The 18189-nt window shown below is 72.8% G+C and carries 19 protein-coding genes; 7 read left to right on the plus strand and 12 right to left on the minus strand.

The window, feature by feature from the left end; translation table 11 throughout:
• Positions 1 to 2 precede the first annotated feature (2 nt).
• Both AC1DP1_RS00065 and AC1DP1_RS00070 read right to left on the minus strand, forming a co-directional pair.
• A complete protein-coding gene (locus AC1DP1_RS00065; RefSeq protein WP_477505098.1) occupies positions 3 to 815 on the minus strand; it encodes a fumarylacetoacetate hydrolase family protein in 813 nt (270 codons plus the stop codon).
• 24 nt (positions 816 to 839) lie between these two features.
• Positions 840 to 2201, minus strand: a complete 1362-nt coding sequence (locus AC1DP1_RS00070) for a pyridoxal phosphate-dependent decarboxylase family protein (protein WP_477505099.1) — start codon at positions 2199 to 2201, stop codon at positions 840 to 842.
• An 83-nt stretch (positions 2202 to 2284) separates the two neighbouring features.
• Here AC1DP1_RS00070 and AC1DP1_RS00075 point away from each other — a divergent pair, with 83 nt between their 5' ends.
• The gene (locus tag AC1DP1_RS00075) at positions 2285 to 3139 is read left to right on the plus strand and encodes a 3-methyladenine DNA glycosylase (RefSeq protein ID WP_477505100.1); all 855 of its coding nucleotides are present in this window, start codon (positions 2285 to 2287) and stop codon (positions 3137 to 3139) included.
• Between the two features lie 148 nt (positions 3140 to 3287).
• On the opposite strand, the gene AC1DP1_RS00080 is transcribed toward AC1DP1_RS00075, so the two are convergent.
• Positions 3288 to 3929, minus strand: coding sequence for a sulfotransferase family 2 domain-containing protein (locus AC1DP1_RS00080; protein ID WP_477505101.1), 642 nt, complete (start codon positions 3927 to 3929; stop codon positions 3288 to 3290).
• 54 nt (positions 3930 to 3983) lie between these two features.
• On the opposite strand from AC1DP1_RS00080, the gene AC1DP1_RS00085 reads away from it, so the two are divergent.
• Positions 3984 to 4592, plus strand: coding sequence for a pentapeptide repeat-containing protein (locus AC1DP1_RS00085; RefSeq protein WP_457191994.1), 609 nt, complete (start codon positions 3984 to 3986; stop codon positions 4590 to 4592).
• On the opposite strand, the gene AC1DP1_RS00090 is transcribed toward AC1DP1_RS00085, so the two are convergent.
• A complete protein-coding gene (locus AC1DP1_RS00090) occupies positions 4589 to 5140 on the minus strand; it encodes a TetR/AcrR family transcriptional regulator (RefSeq protein WP_477505102.1) in 552 nt (183 codons plus the stop codon). The two genes, AC1DP1_RS00085 and AC1DP1_RS00090, sit on opposite strands and share 4 nt — an antisense overlap.
• A 119-nt stretch (positions 5141 to 5259) precedes the next feature.
• Between AC1DP1_RS00090 and AC1DP1_RS00095 the strand changes: the two genes are divergently transcribed.
• Genes AC1DP1_RS00095 through AC1DP1_RS00105 form a run of 3 tightly spaced genes read left to right on the plus strand, consistent with a single transcriptional unit; the run spans position 5260 to position 7191 of the window.
• Complete coding sequence (locus AC1DP1_RS00095; RefSeq protein ID WP_477505103.1) at positions 5260 to 5877, plus strand: biotin transporter BioY; 618 nt, start codon at positions 5260 to 5262, stop codon at positions 5875 to 5877.
• Positions 5874 to 6563, plus strand: coding sequence for an energy-coupling factor ABC transporter ATP-binding protein (locus AC1DP1_RS00100; protein WP_477505104.1), 690 nt, complete (start codon positions 5874 to 5876; stop codon positions 6561 to 6563). The genes AC1DP1_RS00095 and AC1DP1_RS00100 overlap by 4 nt, the downstream gene beginning before the upstream one ends.
• 16 nt (positions 6564 to 6579) lie before the next feature.
• On the plus strand, positions 6580 to 7191 hold the full coding sequence (locus AC1DP1_RS00105; protein ID WP_477505105.1) for an energy-coupling factor transporter transmembrane component T family protein: 612 nt from the start codon (positions 6580 to 6582) through the stop codon (positions 7189 to 7191).
• A gap of 3 nt (positions 7192 to 7194) precedes the next feature.
• Here the strand turns inward: AC1DP1_RS00105 and AC1DP1_RS00110 are convergent, their stop codons facing one another.
• The gene (locus tag AC1DP1_RS00110) at positions 7195 to 8586 is read right to left on the minus strand and encodes an amidase (protein WP_477505106.1); all 1392 of its coding nucleotides are present in this window, start codon (positions 8584 to 8586) and stop codon (positions 7195 to 7197) included.
• Between the two features lie 105 nt (positions 8587 to 8691).
• Positions 8692 to 9246 (minus strand): NAD(P)H-dependent oxidoreductase, encoded by a 555-nt coding sequence (locus AC1DP1_RS00115; protein WP_300045966.1) that lies wholly within the window; start codon positions 9244 to 9246, stop codon positions 8692 to 8694.
• Between the two features lie 72 nt (positions 9247 to 9318).
• Between AC1DP1_RS00115 and AC1DP1_RS00120 the strand changes: the two genes are divergently transcribed.
• Positions 9319 to 9906, plus strand: a complete 588-nt coding sequence (locus AC1DP1_RS00120) for a TetR/AcrR family transcriptional regulator (RefSeq protein ID WP_477505107.1) — start codon at positions 9319 to 9321, stop codon at positions 9904 to 9906.
• A gap of 18 nt (positions 9907 to 9924) precedes the next feature.
• On the opposite strand, the gene AC1DP1_RS00125 is transcribed toward AC1DP1_RS00120, so the two are convergent.
• Positions 9925 to 10620, minus strand: a complete 696-nt coding sequence (locus tag AC1DP1_RS00125) for a DUF305 domain-containing protein (protein WP_477505108.1) — start codon at positions 10618 to 10620, stop codon at positions 9925 to 9927.
• A 189-nt stretch (positions 10621 to 10809) separates the two neighbouring features.
• Between AC1DP1_RS00125 and AC1DP1_RS00130 the strand changes: the two genes are divergently transcribed.
• On the plus strand, positions 10810 to 12600 hold the full coding sequence (locus AC1DP1_RS00130; RefSeq protein WP_477505109.1) for an LVIVD repeat-containing protein: 1791 nt from the start codon (positions 10810 to 10812) through the stop codon (positions 12598 to 12600).
• 42 nt (positions 12601 to 12642) lie between these two features.
• Here the strand turns inward: AC1DP1_RS00130 and cimA are convergent, their stop codons facing one another.
• From cimA to AC1DP1_RS00155, 5 genes are all read right to left on the minus strand, one after another.
• Positions 12643 to 14223, minus strand: a complete 1581-nt coding sequence (gene cimA, locus AC1DP1_RS00135; RefSeq protein ID WP_477505110.1) for a citramalate synthase — start codon at positions 14221 to 14223, stop codon at positions 12643 to 12645.
• A gap of 274 nt (positions 14224 to 14497) precedes the next feature.
• A complete protein-coding gene (locus AC1DP1_RS00140) occupies positions 14498 to 14914 on the minus strand; it encodes a hypothetical protein (protein ID WP_477505111.1) in 417 nt (138 codons plus the stop codon).
• Positions 14915 to 15044: 130 nt separating this feature from the next.
• Positions 15045 to 16370: a circularly permuted type 2 ATP-grasp protein gene (locus AC1DP1_RS00145; protein WP_477505112.1), complete on the minus strand. Its 1326-nt coding sequence runs from the start codon at positions 16368 to 16370 to the stop codon at positions 15045 to 15047.
• 81 nt (positions 16371 to 16451) lie between these two features.
• A complete protein-coding gene (locus AC1DP1_RS00150) occupies positions 16452 to 17486 on the minus strand; it encodes a zinc metalloprotease (RefSeq protein ID WP_477505113.1) in 1035 nt (344 codons plus the stop codon).
• 141 nt (positions 17487 to 17627) lie between these two features.
• Positions 17628 to 18179, minus strand: a complete 552-nt coding sequence (locus AC1DP1_RS00155) for a DUF5709 domain-containing protein (RefSeq protein WP_477505114.1) — start codon at positions 18177 to 18179, stop codon at positions 17628 to 17630.
• Positions 18180 to 18189 lie beyond the last annotated feature (10 nt).

The following is an 18189-nucleotide window of genomic DNA, read 5'->3' on the forward strand; positions in this document are numbered from 1 at the left end:
GCTCACGCTCTCTGGGCGACGGGGTTGGTCAGGGAACCGATGCCGGCGACCGAGATCTCCACCTCGTCGCCCACCTCCATCGGCCCGACACCCTCGGGGGTGCCGGTCAGGATCAGGTCGCCGGGCAGCAGCGTCATCACTGACGACACGTGAGCGACCAGCGTCGGGACGTCGAAGATCATGTCGGCGGTCGAGCCGTCCTGGACGACGTCGCCGTTGAGGAACGTCTGCACCTGGCGGCCGTCGATGAAGTCCTGCGGGTCGAGGTCGGTCTCGATCCAGGGGCCGACCGGGCAGAAGGAGTCGAACCCCTTGGCGCGGGTGAACTGGACGTCGGAGCGCTGCAGGTCGCGCGCGGTCACGTCGTTGGCGATGGTGTAGCCGAAGATCACGTCAGTCGCCTGCTCGGCGGGCACGTCGCGGCAGATCCGACCGATCACCACGGCCAGCTCGCCCTCGAAGTGGAGGTTGGTGGTCTGCGAGGGGTAGAAGATCGGGTCGCCCGGGCCCACCACCGAGGTGTTGGGCTTGAGGAACATCAGCGGCTCGCTCGGCAGGTCGTTGCCCATCTCGGCGGCGTGGGCGGCGTAGTTGCGACCGATCCCGACGACCTTGCTGCGCGGGATGATCGGCGCGAGGAGGCGTACGTCGCTGAGCCGGTGCTCCTCCTCGAGCAGCTTGATCCCGGCGTAGAGCGGGTCTCCCGCGAGGGCCACCACCACCGAGTCATCGGCCGGCTGGCCGAACTCGTCGACCTCACCGGTGACGACGCCGAACCGAGGCTCCTCGCCCGTGCTGAACCGACAGATGCGCATGCGCCGAGGCTATCCAACCGTCCGTCAGTGGCCGGCGGCGCGGTGCAGTGCGGCGAGGCTCGAGGCGACGTCGTCGACGGTCGTCGACCAGTTGCTCACGCTGACCCGCAGCACGGCCTGGCCGTGCCAGCGCGACCCGGTCGTCCAGGCCGTCCCCTCGCTGAGCATCGCCTCGACCACGGCCCGGGTGCGGTCGTCGTCGCCGAAGGAGGCGCACACCTGGGTGAAGTCGACGTCGTTGAGCACCTGCGCGCCCTCGATCGCGGTGATCCCCTCCGCGAACGCCGCCGCGTGGTCGCAGAAGCCGTCGACCAGGTCGGCGACGCCGTCGCGTCCCAGCGCGCGGAGCACGGCCCACACGGGGAAGGCGCGGCCGCGGCGGCTGATCTCCGGCACCTTGTCGAACGGCTCGCCGGTGACGTCGTGGATGAGGTAGTCGCCGTGCATGCCCATCGCGGCCCGCAGGGCAGCGCGGTCGCGCACGATCGCCAGCCCGCAGTCGTACGGCACGTTGAGGGTCTTGTGGGCGTCGGTCGCCCAGGAGTCGGCGCGGTCGGCGCCCGCCATGAGGTGCCGCCGGCGCGGCGAGGCGCCGGCGAAGAGCCCGAACGCGCCGTCGACGTGCACCCACGCCCCCGCGTCGTGCGCTGCGGCGATGGTCGCGTCGAACGGGTCGAAGGCCCCGGAGTGGACGTTGCCGGCCTGCAGGCAGACCACCGTGGGACGGCCGTCGCCCGCGTCGAGGGCCGCCGCCAGCGCGGCCGGCTCGACGCGTCCCTGGTCGTCGACGGCCACCGGCTCGGGCGCACCGAGGCCGAGGTAGCGCAGGCTGAGGTCGATGGTGTCGTGGCGCTCCGCCCCCACCAGGACGCGTACGCCCGGCGAGCCCACCAGCCCGCGCTCGGCGACGTCCCAGCCGGCTCGGCGCAGCACCTCGTCGCGACCGGCGGCGAGGCAGGTGAAGTTGGCCATGGTGCCGCCGGTGACGAACCCGACGGCGCTGCCCGCGGGGAGGCCGAGCAGGTCGACCACCCACGCCTCCGCCACGTCCTCGATCGCGGAGTGGGCGGGGGTCAGCACCCGCAGCCCGGAGTTCTGGTCCCACGCGCTGACCAACCAGTCCGCGGCCAGCGCGGCCGGGTGGGTGCCGCCGATGACGAAGCCGAAGAACCGTCCGCCCGGCATCGCGGTCAGCCCGGGCTCGCACGCCTCGGCCAGCTCGTCGACGACCGCGACGGGATCGGTCGGGCCGTCCTGGAGGCGCCGGTCGAGCCGGTCCAGCATCTCGTCGGCCGTCATGGCCGGCGGGACCGGCCGCGTTGCGAGGGAGTCGAGCCACCCGAGGGCGTGAGCGTGCGCACGGTCCAGCCCGGCGGTGCGGTCCATGTCGGCAGTGTGCTCCAGGCACGAGCCCACGTCGAGTGCCGTCGAAGCGGCCCGGGCCGCTCCCCCGCACTAGCCTTGGCGCAGTGCGCGTGCTGTCGACCTCCGAGTGGCGTCCCCTCGCCGAGGCCCACGCCGCACGCGTCGACGACTTCGTCCGGCCGCACCTCGCCCGTCGCGCCGACCAGGTGAAGCACCCGGTCCACGACTTCCTCTTCACCTACTACTCCCAGCGCCCCGCGCACCTGCGCCGCTGGCACCCCGGTTTCGGGGTCGCGCTCGAGGACGCGGATGAGCACGCGAGCCTCAAGGGCTACGCCGGTGACCCGGTCGCCGTCACCGCGCCGTACGTCGCCTCGCAGCGCCCGCTGCTCACCCAGCTGCACTCATTGCTGACGGCGACGGCCGCCCGCCCGCCGCAGCTCGGCTGCTTCGGCCTGCACGAGTGGGCGATGGTGCACCGCTCGGCGGAGCACGGGACCCGGCACGACTGGCCCCTCCGCCTCGGTCCCGAGGGCACCGACGCGGTCGTCGAGTCGCACCGCATCGCCTGCTCGCACTTCGACGCCTTCCGCTTCTTCACCCCCACCTCCCGCCCGCTCAACACCCTGCAGCCGGGGCGCGACGACCGGCCGGCGTTCGAGCAGCCCGGTTGCCTGCACGCGGGCATGGACCTCTACAAGCACGCCTTCCGGCTCACGCCGATGGTCCCCAGCGAGCTGGTGGCCGACTGCTTCGAGCTGGCGCGCGACATCCGGGTGCTCGACATGCGCGCGGCGCCCTACGACCTCGCCGACCTCGGCTTCGAGCCGGTGCGGATCGAGACGACGGAGGGCAAGGCGGCGTACGTCGAGGCGCAGCGCGGGTTCGCGGAGCGCGGGGCTCCCCTGCGGGCCCGGCTCGTCGCCGAGTGCGAACGGCTGATGGACGCCACGCCTTAGCCGAGGTCGGGGTCGGGGTGGTCGGGGTCGTGGTCGGGATCGGGGTTGACCTGCGGCTTGTCGGGGTCGAGGCAGGCCCACTCCGAGACGTCACCGTGCACGTCGTGCACGCGGACGCAGGGCCGCTTCGCTTGCCGGGTCGGGGCCGTCAGAACTCGTAGCCGAAGGCCTCGACGGTGTCGGCGAACACCGTCGCGACCCGTTCCTTGGACGCGGGGGTGTAGAGCTCGCGGTAGTGGCCGGCCGGGCGCGCGTTGCCCTTGGCGCGCGGCAGGTCGGGCTCGCCCGGCAGCCCGAGGTGCTCCCACACCTCGCGGAGCTCGTCGTCGAGGTTCTCGTAGCGCAGCACCCGGTCGAGCGCCATCTTGCCGCGGATGCGGTAGAGCCGGCGGTTGTTGGCGAGCTGCTCGATCCAGATCTCCTTGACGTAGGTCTCGAAGTCGGGCAGCTCGGGCCGGTCCTTGTACTTCCAGTAGTAGAGGGACACGACGGCGTCCCACGGGTTCCGCTCGATCGCGAAGGTGAAGTAGTCGGCGAACACGGCGGCCCCGACGAGGTCGCGCGTCGCCTTGGCACCCATGTGGTTGTAGGCCTTGCGGGGCTGCGGCGGCGACTCGAAGTTCTGCGGGGCACGACCACCGGCGGCCTGCCGCAGCTTCTCGTCCTCGGGGCTGATCTCGGTGATGACGTCGTCGGGCCCGCACACCTTGGACAACGCGATCTCCACGCTCGTGCCCGCCGTCTTGCGGGTCTTGAGGAAGATGAAGCGGTGCTGGTGGGACGCGATCACGGGGACGACCCTATCCGTCCCGCCCTCTCCCGTGGCACGACTACGGTGGGCGCCGTGACCGAGGCCCAGGTAGCGAACGGCAGGCACTTCCGCGGCGACGACTGGTACGGCGACGACCTCGGCGCCGCGCACTTCGTCGAGTGCACCTTCACCGACGTCGACCTGTCGGAGACCACGACGTCCGGCGCCACCTTCGAGCGGTGCACCTTCCACGGCGGTCGCTTCAACGCCTCGGTGCACACCGCGACGGCCTTCGTCGGGTGCGACTTCCGGCGCACGTCGTTCTTCGACGCCACGCTCGACGGCTGCAAGCTCGTCGGGTCGGTCTTCGCCGAGTGCACCCTGCGCCCCCTCACGGTCGCGGGCGGGTCCTGGCTCGGCGTCACGATGCGTGGCGCCAACCTCTCGCGCCTCGACCTCACCGGCGTCGACCTGCGCGAGGCCGACCTGTCGATGTCGGACCTGACCCTGACCACGCTGGCCCGTGCCCGCCTCGACCACGCCGTGCTGCGGCAGGCCAAGCTCGACCGCACCGACCTGCGGGGCGCGAGCCTCGACGGCGTGGACCTGCTCACCGCCGAGCTCAGGCGGACCCGGCTCGACCTGGCCGGCGCCGTGCTGCTCGCGGAGCTGCAGGGCGCGGACGTCGACACCTCGGCCTAGGCGAGCCGCGCCCGCAGGCCGTCGATGACGAGGTCGAGGCCCAGGTCGAAGTCGGGCAGCGAGTCGAGCGAGCGCTCGACGGCACCGAGGCCCACGGCCTGGCGGGCGGTCTGCTCCTCGAAGGCGTGGCCGAAGACGTAGTGGACCAGGGTGCGCGACGCGACGGGGACGAGCTCGTCGGGGACGTCGGCATCGGCGAGGACCTTCTCCATCTCCGCCACCGGCGCCGCGGCGCCGAGGCCGAAGGCCCACACCGTCGCGACCACGTCGGCGCCGTCGGTGCAGGCGAGCATCGCGTGCCGGAGCTCCGAGCACACCTCGCGCAGCTGGTCGGGCCACTCCGACGCCGTACGCGGTCGCGCACCGCGGGCGAGGATCTCGTCGGCGACCGCCGCCAGCAGGGCCTGCTTGCTCGGGAAGTGGTGGTAGATCGCGCTCGGCTGGACCCCGAGCTCGGCCCCGAGCCGGCGCATCGTCAGCGCCGAGAGGCCGTGCGCGTCGAGCAGGGTGACGGCGTGGGCGAGCACGTCCGCGCGGCGGTGCGGCACGACGTACCCCCTCCCTCTCCGACGATCCCGACGCCTGCCACCGCGGTTGACGCGGCGTCCCCACGACCCTAACCTGAACGCCGTTCAACTGATCACCGTTCAGGTAGAGGGAACACCCCATGAGCACTCGCCGCAACCCCGGCACCGACGTCGCCCTGATCGCCGCCTTCGCGGCCCTCGTCGCGGTGTGCGCGCTGCTGCCGGCCATCAAGGTCGCCGGTCCCGTGCCGATCACCCTGCAGACCTTCGCGGTGCTGCTCTCGGGTGCGGTGCTCGGCATGCGACGCGGCTTCCTCGCCGTCCTGCTCTACGTCGTGGCGGGCGCCGCCGGGCTGCCGATCTTCTCCGGCGGCGCCGCCGGCCTCGCCGTCCTCACCGGCCCCACGGCCGGCTACCTCATCGGCTTCCCCCTGGCGGCCGGGCTCTGCGGCGCGATCGTCGAGCGGCTCCCCCGCCGCTCCCTCGTCAGCCCGGTCGCGATCTTCTGCGCCGGACTGATCAGCTCGGCGCTCTGCATCCACACCCTCGGCATGGCCGGCCTCGTCCTGCGCGCCGACCTGACGTGGGCCCAGGCCTGGGACATCGACAAGATCTTCTGGATCGGCGACGTCCTCAAGAACGTCGCCATGGCGCTCGTCGCGACCGCGGTGCACCGCGCCTTCCCGGGCATCCTCGACCGCCCGACCGCGCCGGCGCCCGCCGGGCAGGGACAGCCCGAGGGCACGCCCACCGCGTGAGCGGGATCCTCCTCGAGCAGGTCACCGTCTCGGTCCCGACCCAGGACGGCGAGCGCCGCATCCTCCACGAGACCTCCCTCGAGCTCACCGAGCGCCGGGTCGCCCTCGTGGGCCCCAACGGCTCCGGCAAGTCCACCCTCGCCCGGCTCCTCAACGGCCTCGTCCCGGCTACGACCGGCCGGGTCGTGGTCGACGGCCTCGACGTGGCGCGCGAGGGCCGGGAGGTACGCCGCCGGGTCGGCTTCGTGTTCACCGACCCCGCCGCCCAGCTCGTGATGCCGACCGCCCGCGAGGACGTCGCCCTGTCGCTGCGGCGCACGCACCGCGACAAGGCCGAGAGGCTCGTCGCCGCCGACCGGGTCCTGGCCGACTTCGGGCTCGGCGGCTTCGGCGACCGCAGCGTGCACGGGCTGTCCGGGGGCGAGGGGCAGCTGCTCGCACTGGCGGGGGTGCTCGCCACGGGGCCGTCGATCCTGGTGGCCGACGAACCGACGACGCTGCTCGACCTCGGCAACAGCCGCCGCATCGGCGACCTGCTGCTCGGCCTGGAGCAGCAGCTCGTCGTGGTCACGCACGACCTCGACCTTGCCGAGCGCTGCGACCGGGTGCTCCTGGTCCGCGACGGCAGGGTGGAGCGCGACGGCTCCCCGGCCGACGTCATCGGGCACTACCGGGCGACAGCATGACCGGGTCGTCCACCAGATGAGCGCCCAGCTCCTCGGCCTCCACCAGCCCGGCACGACGTGGCTCCACCGGCTGCCCGCCGGCGCGAAGCTGCTCGGCCTGATGGCTGCCAGCCTCGTCGTGGTCCTGGTCCACGGCCCCGCGTCGGCCGTGGTGTTCGTCCTCGTCGCCGCCGGCCTGGTGGTGTGGTCGGGCGCGCGCCTGGGGTTCACCCTGCGCGCGATGCGCTGGCTGCTGCTGACCGCGGCGATCCTCGGCGGTTGGACCGTCTGGCAGAACGGCTGGCCGCGCGCGGTCGAGGTCGTCGGCGACCTGGTCGCCCTCATCCTGCTCGCCACCACGCTGACCGTCACGACGCCGGTCGACGAGGTGATGGACGCGGTCGCCCGCGGGCTGCGTCCGCTGCGCCGCGTCGGTGTCGACCCCGAGGCGGTGGCGCTGGCGTTCTCGCTGATGCTGCGGGCGATCCCGACGACCATCGGGCTCGCCGAGGAGTCGCGGGACGCGGCCGTCGCCCGCGGGCTCGAGCGGTCGCCGCGGGCGCGGCTCATCCCGTTCGTGGTCCGCGTCGTCGCCCGGGCGCACGACACGGGGGACGCGCTGCACGCGCGCGGGATCGGCGACGACTGAACGTCACCAGCCGGGCGGTCGCCTGTCAGCCCAGGGCGCAGCGGCCTCGACCTGCGCGGCGAGCGACAGGAGCAGCTCCTCCTCGGCCGGTCGCGCCGCGACCATCACGCCGATCGGGAGACCCTCGTCGGTCCAGTGGAGTGGCAGCGACATCGCCGGCATGCCGGTGACGTTCCACGCGCTGGTCCACGGCGTGAACGCCTTCTGGGCGGCGAAGTCCCCCGCCGGGTCGGCGTCGTCGCGCAGGGCGCCGACCTCGACCGGCGGGCTGGCGAGGGTCGGCGTGAGGACGACGTCGTACGGCGCCAGCGCGGTGAGGGCCGCCGCCGCGTGCTGGCGGAGCCGCCCGATCGCGAGCCCGAACTCCGGCCCGCTGACGGCGTGGCCGAGGCCGCCGAGCCAGCGGGTGAGCGGGCGGAGCCGGTCCTCCCGGCCCGGGGGTGCGGGCGAGAGCGCGGTCAGCACCGCCCAGCAGGTCTCGAAGTCGGCGACCGCCTCGCGCGGGATCGGCACCGGCACGTCCTCGACCTCGTGGCCGAGGACCTCCAGCAGCCGCGAGGCGTCGTCCCACGCGGTCACGGAGGCCGGGTGGACGTCGACGTCGGCGATGACCGGGGTGATGAAGCGCGCGACCCGCAGCCGTCCCGGCTCGCGGTCGCAGGCGTCGAGGAAGCTGCCCGACGGCTCGGGCGCCCAGAACGGGTCGCCGACGCGCCGGCCGGCGAGCACGTCGAGCAGCGCGGCGGCGTCGCGCACGCTGCGGGCCAGGGTGCCGGCGGTCGCGAGCCCGACCGGGTCGCCGTAGCGGGGCGCGCCGCTGATCCGTCCGCGGGTGGGCTTGAGCCCGACGAGGCCGCAGCACGACGCCGGGATCCGGATCGAGCCGCCGCCGTCGGAGCCGGGCGCGACGGGCAGCAGGCCGGCGGCGACGGCCGCGGCCGCCCCGCCGGACGAGCCGCCGGCGGTGCGGGTGGTGTCCCATGGCGTGACCGCCGGAGGCGCGACGTCGGGCTCGGTGTAGCAGGGCGAGCCGAACTCGGGCGTGCTCGTCTTGCCCAGGCTCGGCATCCCCGCGGCCTCGACGGTCAGGACGAGGTCGTCGGAGGCATCGGGCACGAAGTCGTCGTACGCCGCGGAGCCGAAGGTGGTCCGGACCCCGGCCGTCGGATGGAGGTCCTTGATGCCCGTCGGGACGCCCCAGAGCGGACCTGCGTCCGTGGGGCGTCCCGCTCCGGTGAGCCGGCGGGCGTGGTCTCGCGCCTGCTCGTGGGTCGGCGTGACGAACGCGCCCACCCGGTCGGCCCGGCCGGCGTAGTGCTCGACCAGCTCGAGCGGCGACACCTCGCCGCGGCGTACGGCGTCGCCCTGCTCGAGCGCGGTCAGGTCGTGGAGCACACCGCCGAACCTACCGATCGATGCGTTCCCCGGATATCCGGGGAAGTTCCCGCTTGTCGGCCGATGCTTCGGCCGACAAGCGGGAACTTCGGCAGCAGAGTCAGGTCAGGCCGCGACCTCGACCTCGTGCGCGACAAGGGCGTCGAGGGCGCCGAGGAAGCGCTGCACGGCCTCCTCGTTGGCCAGCGGGTCGCCCTCGAGGGCGGGCTCGTCGACGACGATGCCCTCGACGACGACGGCCCCGGCGATGGTGGCCGAGTGGCGGGCGTGCTCGTGCGACCACTTGCCGCCGTACGGCGTGGGGGTGGCGCCGATGGCCGCGAAGGGCTTGCCGACGATGGCGCCCTGGCCGTAGGGCCGCGACAGCCAGTCGATGGCGTTGTTGAGGACGGCCGGCATCGTGCCGTTGTACTCCGGCGTCACGGCGAGCACGCGGTCGGCGCTGGCGACGGACTGGCGCAGGGCGGTGGCAGCTGCAGGAGCCGACTCGCCGTCGATCTCCTCGTTGTAGAACGGGACGGCGTCGATGCCCTCGACGACGTCGACGGTGACACCCGCGGGGGCGTGGTCGCGGAGGTGCTCGGCGATGCGGCGGTTGAGCGAGCCGGCGCGGTAGGAACCGAGGAGGACAGCGACACGGGTCTGCTTCTGAGTGGTCATGAACGTCGAAACGGACCGCGGTCCGCTTCTATTCCGGTGCGGGGGAACTTTCTTCCGACCTAGGCTGAGGGCGTGACCCACCTCCTGCCGCTGGCCGACGAGCCTGCGCCGGAGCGGGCCGACGCGGCGCGCAACCGCGAGGCGATCCTCGCAGCGGCGCTGCGCCTGGTGGAGACGCGGGGGGTCGGGTGCGTGACGATGGACACGGTCGCGACCGAGGCCGGCGTCGGCAAGGGCACGCTGTTCCGGCGCTTCGAGAGCCGGGAGGGGTTGATGGCCGCGGTCCTCAACGAGTCCGAGACGGTGTGGCAGGGCAGCGTCATCTCGGGCCCGCCTCCCCTGGGCCCGGGCGCACCGCCGATGGAGCGGCTCCTGGCGTTCGGCCACTCGCGGATGCGGGTCAACGTCACCCACGGTGACCTGATCCGGGCCGCCACCGGGATGGACCCGGTCCGCTCCCGGGCTGCCGCCGGGTTCGCCCTCATGCACGTGCGCCACCTGCTCGGCCAGCTCGGGGTGACGGGCGACCTGCACTTCCTGGCGTTCGCCCTGCTCGCCCCGCTGGAGGCGATGGCGCTCCAGCAGCAGCGGGTCGACGGGGTCAGCCTGCCGCAGATCGAGCTGGCCTGGGACGACCTCGTGGCACGCGTGGTCGGCTGACCGCAGGCGCCCGCGGGGTCAGCTGCCCAGCCGCTCCTTCATCGCGGCGATCTCGACCTGCTGGTCGGTGCCGATGTGGCTGGCCAGCTGGAACACCTCCGACTMCTGGCCGCCCTCGCCGCCGGTGAGCAGCGTCTCGACCATCACCACCGCGCCCTCGTGGTGGCGGATCATGCCCTGCAGGAACAGCCGGTCGAACCGGTCGCCCTTCGACCGCGCGAGCTGGTCGAGCTGGGCGGGGGTGAGCATGCCGGGCATCTCCTGGTGGCCGCCCGCACCGCCGTGCTCCCCGTGCCCGCCGTGCATGCCCGACACCATCTCGCCGCGCTGGTTGAGCCACTTCTCGAGCAGCGCGATCTCGTCCTGCTGCGACACCTCGATGCGCTCCGCGAGCTGGGCGAGGTCGGGGTCTGCAGCCCGGTCCTCGACGAGGGCGGTCATCTCGAGCGCCTGCTGGTGGTGCGGGATCATCATCTGGACGAACTCGACGTCGGCGTCGGTCCAGGTGGGCTCGTCGATCGCCTCGGCCTCGTCCGGCGAGAGCGTCTTCCCCGCCTCACCGGGGGCGCCGAGCTGGACCACCGGCGCCGCCTCGTCCGCGGGCGGGTCGTCGTCGGACGTGCAGGCCGCCGACCCCAGCGCGACGGCGAGGCCGACGAGGAGAGCCGGCCACCGACGGACCCGACCGGTGCCGCTGTCGCTCCTGTTCCCCATGCGGGTCTCCCACTCGCTCGATGCTTGCTGGTTCGGCTGGCTGGCTCGATCTCGGTGCGGCAACTGGTCGGCTGCGGGTATGGCGGTCCACCCCCCACCCTCGCTACGTTGTCCGACATCGTAGGTCGATCTCGCGGCGGGCCTCCCGGGCCCGGGGCTTTGGGGCGACCCGAACGGGAGGGTACCCACATGTCGCGTCATCCCCGTCCGAGCAGGTCCGTGCTACGAGCCGCCGGGGTGATGGCCCTGGCCGCCGCGCTCCTGCCGGCGATGGCCTACGCCGCCGAGGACGACCCGCGCGAGGGTCTCGCGCCGGGCTACCTCCCCTGGTCCGAGGCGAGCAGCAACATCGAGCTGCTCGACAACGACCCGCGCGTGGCGCCCTTCGACGCAGCTCCGGGCAACTTCGGGTTCGTGAACTCCGACCTCGCCTTCACCGGCGACACGGCGGTCGTGGGCAACTTCAACGGCTTCCAGTTCTACGACATCTCCGACCCGTCCGACCCGACCCTGAGCGGCTCCTTCGTGTGCCCCGGCGGCCAGGGTGACGTGTCGGTCTACGGCGACCTGCTCTTCATGTCGGTCGAGGAGACCCGCGGCCGCATCGACTGCGGCAGCCAGGGCGCTGCCGGCTCGGTCAACCCGGAGCGCTTCCGCGGCGTCCGGATCTTCGACATCAGCGACCAGAGCAACCCCGTCCAGCTGCCGGGCGTGCAGACCTGCCGCGGGTCCCACACGCACACGATCGTGAGCGACCCCGACGACCCGGCCAACATCTACATCTACAACTCCGGCACGTCCGGCGTACGCCCCGCGGCCGAGCTGGCGGGCTGCGAGAACGCGAACGCCAACAACCCGGCCCCGGTCACCTCGGGCAACCCGACGCAGTGGCGCATCGACGTGATCAAGGTGCCGCTCGCCGCACCGCAGACCGCGGCCATCGTGAGCCAGCCGCGCATCTTCACCAACCCGGCGACGGGCGCCTACAACGGGCTGCAGAACACGACCCCCGGCACCCTGCACCCGAGCGGTACGGCGTACTCCCCCCTGCCGAACACCAACACCTGCCACGACCTGACCTCGTTCCCGGCGCGTGAGCTGGTCGCCGGCGCGTGCCAGGGCAACGGCATCCTCCTCGACACCTCGGACCCCGTGAACCCGGTGCGCCTCGACGCGGTGTCCGACCCGAACTTCTCCTACTGGCACTCCGCGAGCTTCAACAACGACGGCACCAAGGTGATCTTCACCGACGAGTGGGGCGGCGGCACGAGCGCCCGCTGCCGGGCGACCGACAAGCCGGAGTGGGGCGCCGACGCGCTCTTCGACCTCGAGGGCGACCAGATGGAGTTCGCCAGCTACTACAAGATGCCCGCCGTGCAGACCACGCAGGAGAACTGCGTGGCCCACAACTCCTCGCTCGTGCCGGTGCCGGGTCGCGACATCCTCGTGCAGGCCTGGTACCAGGGCGGCCTGTCGGTGATCGACTTCAGCGACACCGCGAACCCCGTCGAGATCGCCTACTTCGACCGCGGGCCGATCAACACCCCCAACCCGACCGGTCTCAACCTCGGCGGCCTCTGGTCGACCTACTGGTTCAACGGACAGGTCTACGGCAGCGAGATCGCTCGCGGCTTCGACACCTTCGGGCTGACGACCAGCGACCTGCTGAGCGAGAACGAGCTCGACGCGGCCCGTGAGGTGCAGCTCGACGAGTTCAACGCCCAGCACCAGGAGCAGATCGTCTGGACGCCGAGCTTCAACGTCGCCGGCGCCTACTTCGACCAGGCCGTCCGCTCCGGCGAGCTGAGCGGCACGACGCTCGACACCGTCGAGAAGCACCTCGCCAAGGCGGAGAAGCTCGCCGACAACCCCGGCAACGCAGCCAGGGCCCAGCTCGCCAACGCGATCCGGGTGCTCGGCACCTCCGGTGACCAGGGCGAGCTGCGCCAGGCGCTGGTCGAGCTGCGCGACAGCCTCTGAGCACGGAGGGCGCCGCCACCCGTCCGGTGGCGGYGCCTTCCCTCAGCGGTGGTGTCGGCGCAGGCCGAAGGTCAGCCCGTCGACGAGCGCGCCCCACGACGCCTCGATCACGTTGGCGCCGACCCCGACGGTGACCCACGACGACTCCCCGTCGGTGGTCTCGATGAGCACGCGGGTGATCGCGTCGGTGCCGTGTCCCTGGTCGAGGATGCGCACCTTGTAGTCGATCAGCTCGAACTTCGCGACCTCCGGGAAGGCCTGGCCGATCGCCTCGCGCAGCGCGGCGTCGAGGGCGTTGACCGGGCCGTTGCCCTCGCCGGTGACGACGTAGCGCACGCCCTCGGCCCGCAGCTTCACCGTCGCCTCCGAGATGGCCTCGCCGTCGGTGCGGGTCTCGGTGATGACGCGCCACGACTCGACGTCGAAGTACGACGGACGCGCGCCCTCGACCTCCTCGGCGAGCAGCAGCTCGAAGGAGGCGTCGGCGGCCTCGAAGGTGTAGCCGCTCTGCTCCATCGCCTTGACGCGGTCGGTGACGCGGGTGACGAGCTCGCGGTCGTCGCTCAGGTCGTAGCCGAGCTCCCGGCCCTTGAGCTCGATCGAGGCGCGCCCGGCCATGTCGGAGACGAGCAGGCGCATGTCGTTGCCGACGACGAGCGGGTCGAGGTGCTGGTAGAGGTCGGGGTCGACCTTGATGGCACTGGCGTGGAGGCCGGCCTTGTGCGCGAACGCCGACGTGCCGACGTACGGCTGGCGAGAAGCGGGCGGCACGTTGGTGACCTCGGCGACGGCGTGCGCGATGCGGGTCGCCTCGCGCAGCAGGCCCTGCGGCAGCACGTTCCGGTCCAGCTTGAGCTCGAGGTTGGCGACGACGGTGACGAGGTCGGCGTTGCCGGTGCGCTCGCCGTAGCCGTTGATGCAGCCCTGCACGTGGCTCGCCCCGGCGGCGACGGCGGCCAGCGAGTTGGCCACGGCGCAGCCACTGTCGTTGTGGGCGTGGATGCCGACGCGGGCGCCGGTCGTCTCGATGACGTCGAGCACGACGTCGGAGACCCAGTCGGGCAGCATGCCCCCGTTGGTGTCGCACAGGGCGACGACCTCCGCGCCGGCCTCGGCGGCCGTGCGCAGCACCTCGAGGGCGTACGCGCGGTTGGCGCGGTAGCCGTCGAAGAAGTGCTCGGCGTCGAGGAAGACCGTCTGCCCCTCCTCGCGCAGGTGCGTGACCGTGTCGCGCACCATCGCGAGGTTCTCCTCGAGCGTGGTGCGCAGCGCGAGCTCGACGTGGCGGTCGTGCGACTTCGCGACGAGGGTGACGACGCCGGCGCCGGAGTCGCGGAGGGCACCCACGAGCGGGTCGTCGGCAGCACGTACGCCGGCCCGGCGGGTGGCGCCGAAGGCCGCGAGCCGCGCATGGCGGAGGTCGAGCTCCTCCCGGGCGCGGCGGAAGAACTCGGTGTCCTTGGGGTTGGAGCCCGGCCAGCCGCCCTCGATGTAGCCCACGCCGAGGCCGTCGAGCTGCTTGGCGATGCTCAGCTTGTCGGCGACCGAGAGGTTGAGACCCTCCTGCTGGGCGCCGTCGCGCAGGGTGGTGTCGTAGACGTGGAACGAGCCGTGCAGGTCCATCGGAGGTCTCTCGGTCTCGGAGGTGTGGGGGCAGAAAAAAACCTCCTGGGGTGCAGGAGGTCGGCGCGGCGGGGAGTCCCGTCGCGCTAGGCAATGATGATCGTGCTGGTGGTCACGCCTTCATGGTGCCACCGATCCCCCGCTGGTGAGATCTGCGTCTCGCCATCCGGTCGACACGAACGTGCCCCGGGTGCCGCCCCCCACGAGCAGCACCCGGGGCAGGTTCGTACCCCCAGATCGTCCCCTCAGATCGTCCCCCAGTACCAGCGGCCGGTCAGCAGTCGTACGCGTCCGCCCCGGCGACGTACGTGGCCACCATCTCCTCCGGGAGTGGCGAGCCGGCCCCGAAGTACTCCAAGCCCCTGCCGTTGGCCCCGTTGGGGTTCATCCGGCCGGTGTCCTTGGGATCGCCGATGGTCATCTTCTCGAAGACCTTGAGCCCGACCGGCAGGCCGGCGTCGCGCAGCGCGGCGTACCCGGCGTCGCGGGCGCCGTCGCAGGCGGCGGTGTAGCCCTCGAAGCCCGCCCCCTCCTCGGCGGAGACGACGAACCAGTTCGGCGAGGCCGGGCCGTCGAGCGAGTACATCGGGACGAAGCAGTGGTGCGCGCTGGCGCTGGCCGCGGTCACGGCGATCGCGGCGGCGGCCCCAGCGGTGACGACGCCGAGGCGTCGGACGGTGATGATGCTCATGTGTTCCACCCCTCCTGCTGACCCCCTGCGGGCCAGCACGAGCAGTCCACCGCCTCGCCCCGGCGGCCGCCACGGCCAGCGACCCGCACAGTTCTCGTACAGTTCGCCGGCCGCCGAGGCCACGGCCGCGCTAGCCGACCCAGGTCGCCTTGGCTCCGCCGTCCTGGGAGGAGTTGACGACCATCTGACCCTCCTCGAGCGCCACGCGGGTCAGGCCTCCTCGCGGCACGGTGACCTCGCGACCGTCGAAGAACACGAAGGGCCGGAGGTCCACGTGGCGCGGCTGCGGGACGCCGTCGACGATCGTCGGCTGGGTGGACAGCGAGACGACGTCCTGGACGATCCAGCGCTTCGGCTCGTCGCGCATGGCCTGCCGGGCGGCGGACAGCTGGTCCGCGGAAGCCGTCGGCCCGATGACGACGCCCTCGCCGCCCGCCCCGTCGCGGGGCTTCGCGACCAGCTCGGGCAGCCGGTCCAGCGCCTCCTGCAGCCGGTCGGCGTCCGTGAGGTCGTAGGTCCGCACGGAGCGGACTCGCGGCTCCTCGTGGAGGTAGTAGCGGACCATGTCGTCGACGTGCGCGTAGACGGACTTGTCGTCGGCGACCCCGGTGCCGTAGCAGTTCACCATGCCCACCCGACCGGCCCGCCACGGCTCGAGCAGCAGGCCCGCCACGTCGACGCCGGCGTCGCGCGGCGCGAGGCCGTCCTGCTCGGTGCGGCGGTAGGCGGCACGCACGGGCGTCCCGTCGGCCAGTCGCAGCACGTCCCCGTCGCGCCGGAGGCCGTCGGGCTCGACGAGCTCCAGCCCGGCCTCGTCGGCGAGGCGCCGGTGCTCGTAGTAGGCCGAGTTCTCCTCGCCGTCGGTGAGCAGCACGAGCGCGCCCTCCCCGTCGGGGTTGGTCGCCTCGAGGCAGCGGCGCAGCGCCGAGGCGCACTCGTCGAGGCCGGACGACGGCTCGACGCCCAGCACCTCCGACACGGCCTCGGACACGGCCATGGCGTACGCCATCCCCGACGGCGTGCGGACGTTGTCCTCCAGCACCAGCAGCGTGCCGTCCTCGTCGCGGACGACGTCGAAGCCGGCGACCGAGATCCAGGCGCCCGCCACCGGGGCACTTCCGGTGAGGTCCTGCTCGAGGTAGGGCGTCGCGTCCAGGACGTGGGCCGGCACGACGCCGTCGGAGACACACCGACGCTCGGCGTAGACGTCCGCGACGAAGGCGTCGAGCGCGCGGATGCGCTGCGCCAGGCCGTCGGCGAGGAGCTCCCACTCCCCCGGGTCGAGCAGGCGCGGGACGGGGTCGGCGCGGAAGGCGTGGCCGCCCGCTCCACCGAAGCGCACGCCCCGCTCCTCCAGCACGGCGTTGACGCGGCGGCTCAGGTCGTCGCGCTCCGCCGCGGACGAAGGTCGCTGGGTGGGGTCGGTCGGGTGGGTCGGATCAGCAGGCTGGTGCATCCGACCTGTCTACCAAGGGTGTGGCCGGACCGTCCCCCCGTAGGGAGGTGCCTGCAGGGGGACGTCCGGTCTTCCGGTCGGTCAGCCGATCTCGCGGTACGCCGTCCACGCCGCCTGCATGCGGGCCGCCTGGCCCGCGGTGAACTGCGTCATGCAGGAGTCGTAGGTGTAGTCCATGAAGTTCGTGATCGGGTCGACTCCCCCACCCGCGCACGTGTCGCGCCCGACCGGGCACTGGAACGCCGGCGAGGCCTCGGGCGCGGTGTCGGCGACGTAGTCCCCCGGCTCGGAGCACCCGCCCTGGAACGTGTGGTAGAGCTCGAGCCAGTGCCCGATCTCGTGCGTCGCCGTGTCGCCCTCGCCGTAGGTGCTGTACGCGCGGCTGTCACCGGTGTCGTTGGGCACGGTCGGGAGGCTCCGGTAGTCGACGACCACGCCGTCGCGGTACTGCGGGAGCGGGTTGCCGGCCGTCGCCGCGGCGTCGAAGTCGGAGGGGAAGTAGGCCCAGCCGAGGAGCGACTGGCCGAGGGAGGCCGAGTAGATGTTGAGCGTCTCCGACGTGCTGTCGCCGTAGAGCGCCTTCTTCATCGCCACCTCCTTGCCGCCACCGCGGTAGAAGCGCGGGTCGCCGCCGTTGGAGGAGATGAGGTTGAACCACTGGGGCTCGTAGGTGCGCGTGACCTGCTCGAGCACGAAGGAGAAGCCGTGCGGGGCGTAGGCCGCGTTGAGCACCCGGATCTGCTCGGCGATGCGGGCGTCGGAGACGTCGCCGCCCTCCTGGCCGCGGTCCTTGGCGATCACGTGGAAGCGGACCGGTACGGTCACCGGGGCGAAGGCCGCCGCGGTCGTGCCGGAGCCCGGCTTGCCCCTCGCGGACGTGCGAGCCGCCCTGGCAGCCTTCAGCGCCCTGGCCAGCGGGTCCTGGTGCACGACCTGCAGGTCGTCGCGCGGGATCGTGCCGGCCGGCGCCGCGGCGACGTCGCCGTAGTCGATGCAGTCGGTGGGCTTGTCCTTCGCCGGCGCCCCGGAGGACGGCGTGGACATGCCCATCCCGAGGGCGAGTGCGGTCACTGCGACGCCGATGCGTCGTACGGCAAGGGTGCTGCGAAGGTGCATGGGGGGTCCCCTCAGTGAGTCGGTGGAGCGAACGTAAGCCCGCCGGGCACGCCGGGAGAAGACCCACCTTCGGGTGGAGCAGGCCGTCCTGACGACGCGAGAGCCCCCGACCCGGGGGTCGGGGGCTCTCGTGAGTCGTCGCTACGGTCGGTCGGGCTCCTCGTCCACGACCTCACCGTCGAGGAGCAGCGGGTCCGCGAGTTCGGGGTCGTCGACCACGTGCACGGCCGCCTCCTCGGCGCCGGCCGCGGCGCCGTCGATGCCCACGTCCTCGGCGACGAGGTCCTTCTCGGTGTCGGTCCGGACACCTTCGTCCGCAGCGACCAGGCGTCCCGCCCGCTCACCCTCGGCCCCCTCGACGTCGGCCTGGACGGCCTCGCCCTCGCTCGAGTCCTCGGCCACCATCGCGGCGAGGTCACCGCGCGCGGCCTCCTCGTCGGCGACCTCGTACGGGTCGAGCTCGGCGACCTCCTGCTCGACCCGCTGGTCGAGCGACTCGCCCTGGATCTCCTCGAGCGGGGTGTTGCCGTAGCCCTGCGCCGCCGACCACTTCTCCGGCGGCGAGTAGCCCTCGTCCAACGGCTCAGCGAGGCCGCGGTCGTCGACGAGGCTGTCGCCGTCGCCCTGGGGCTGGTCCTCGTCGTCGACGCTGTAGCCGTGGTAGCTCTCGTTGTCGGGCTGGTCGGAGCTCATCGGTCCTCCT

The sequence above is a fragment of the Nocardioides sp. P4_G10 genome (assembly GCF_056401175.1).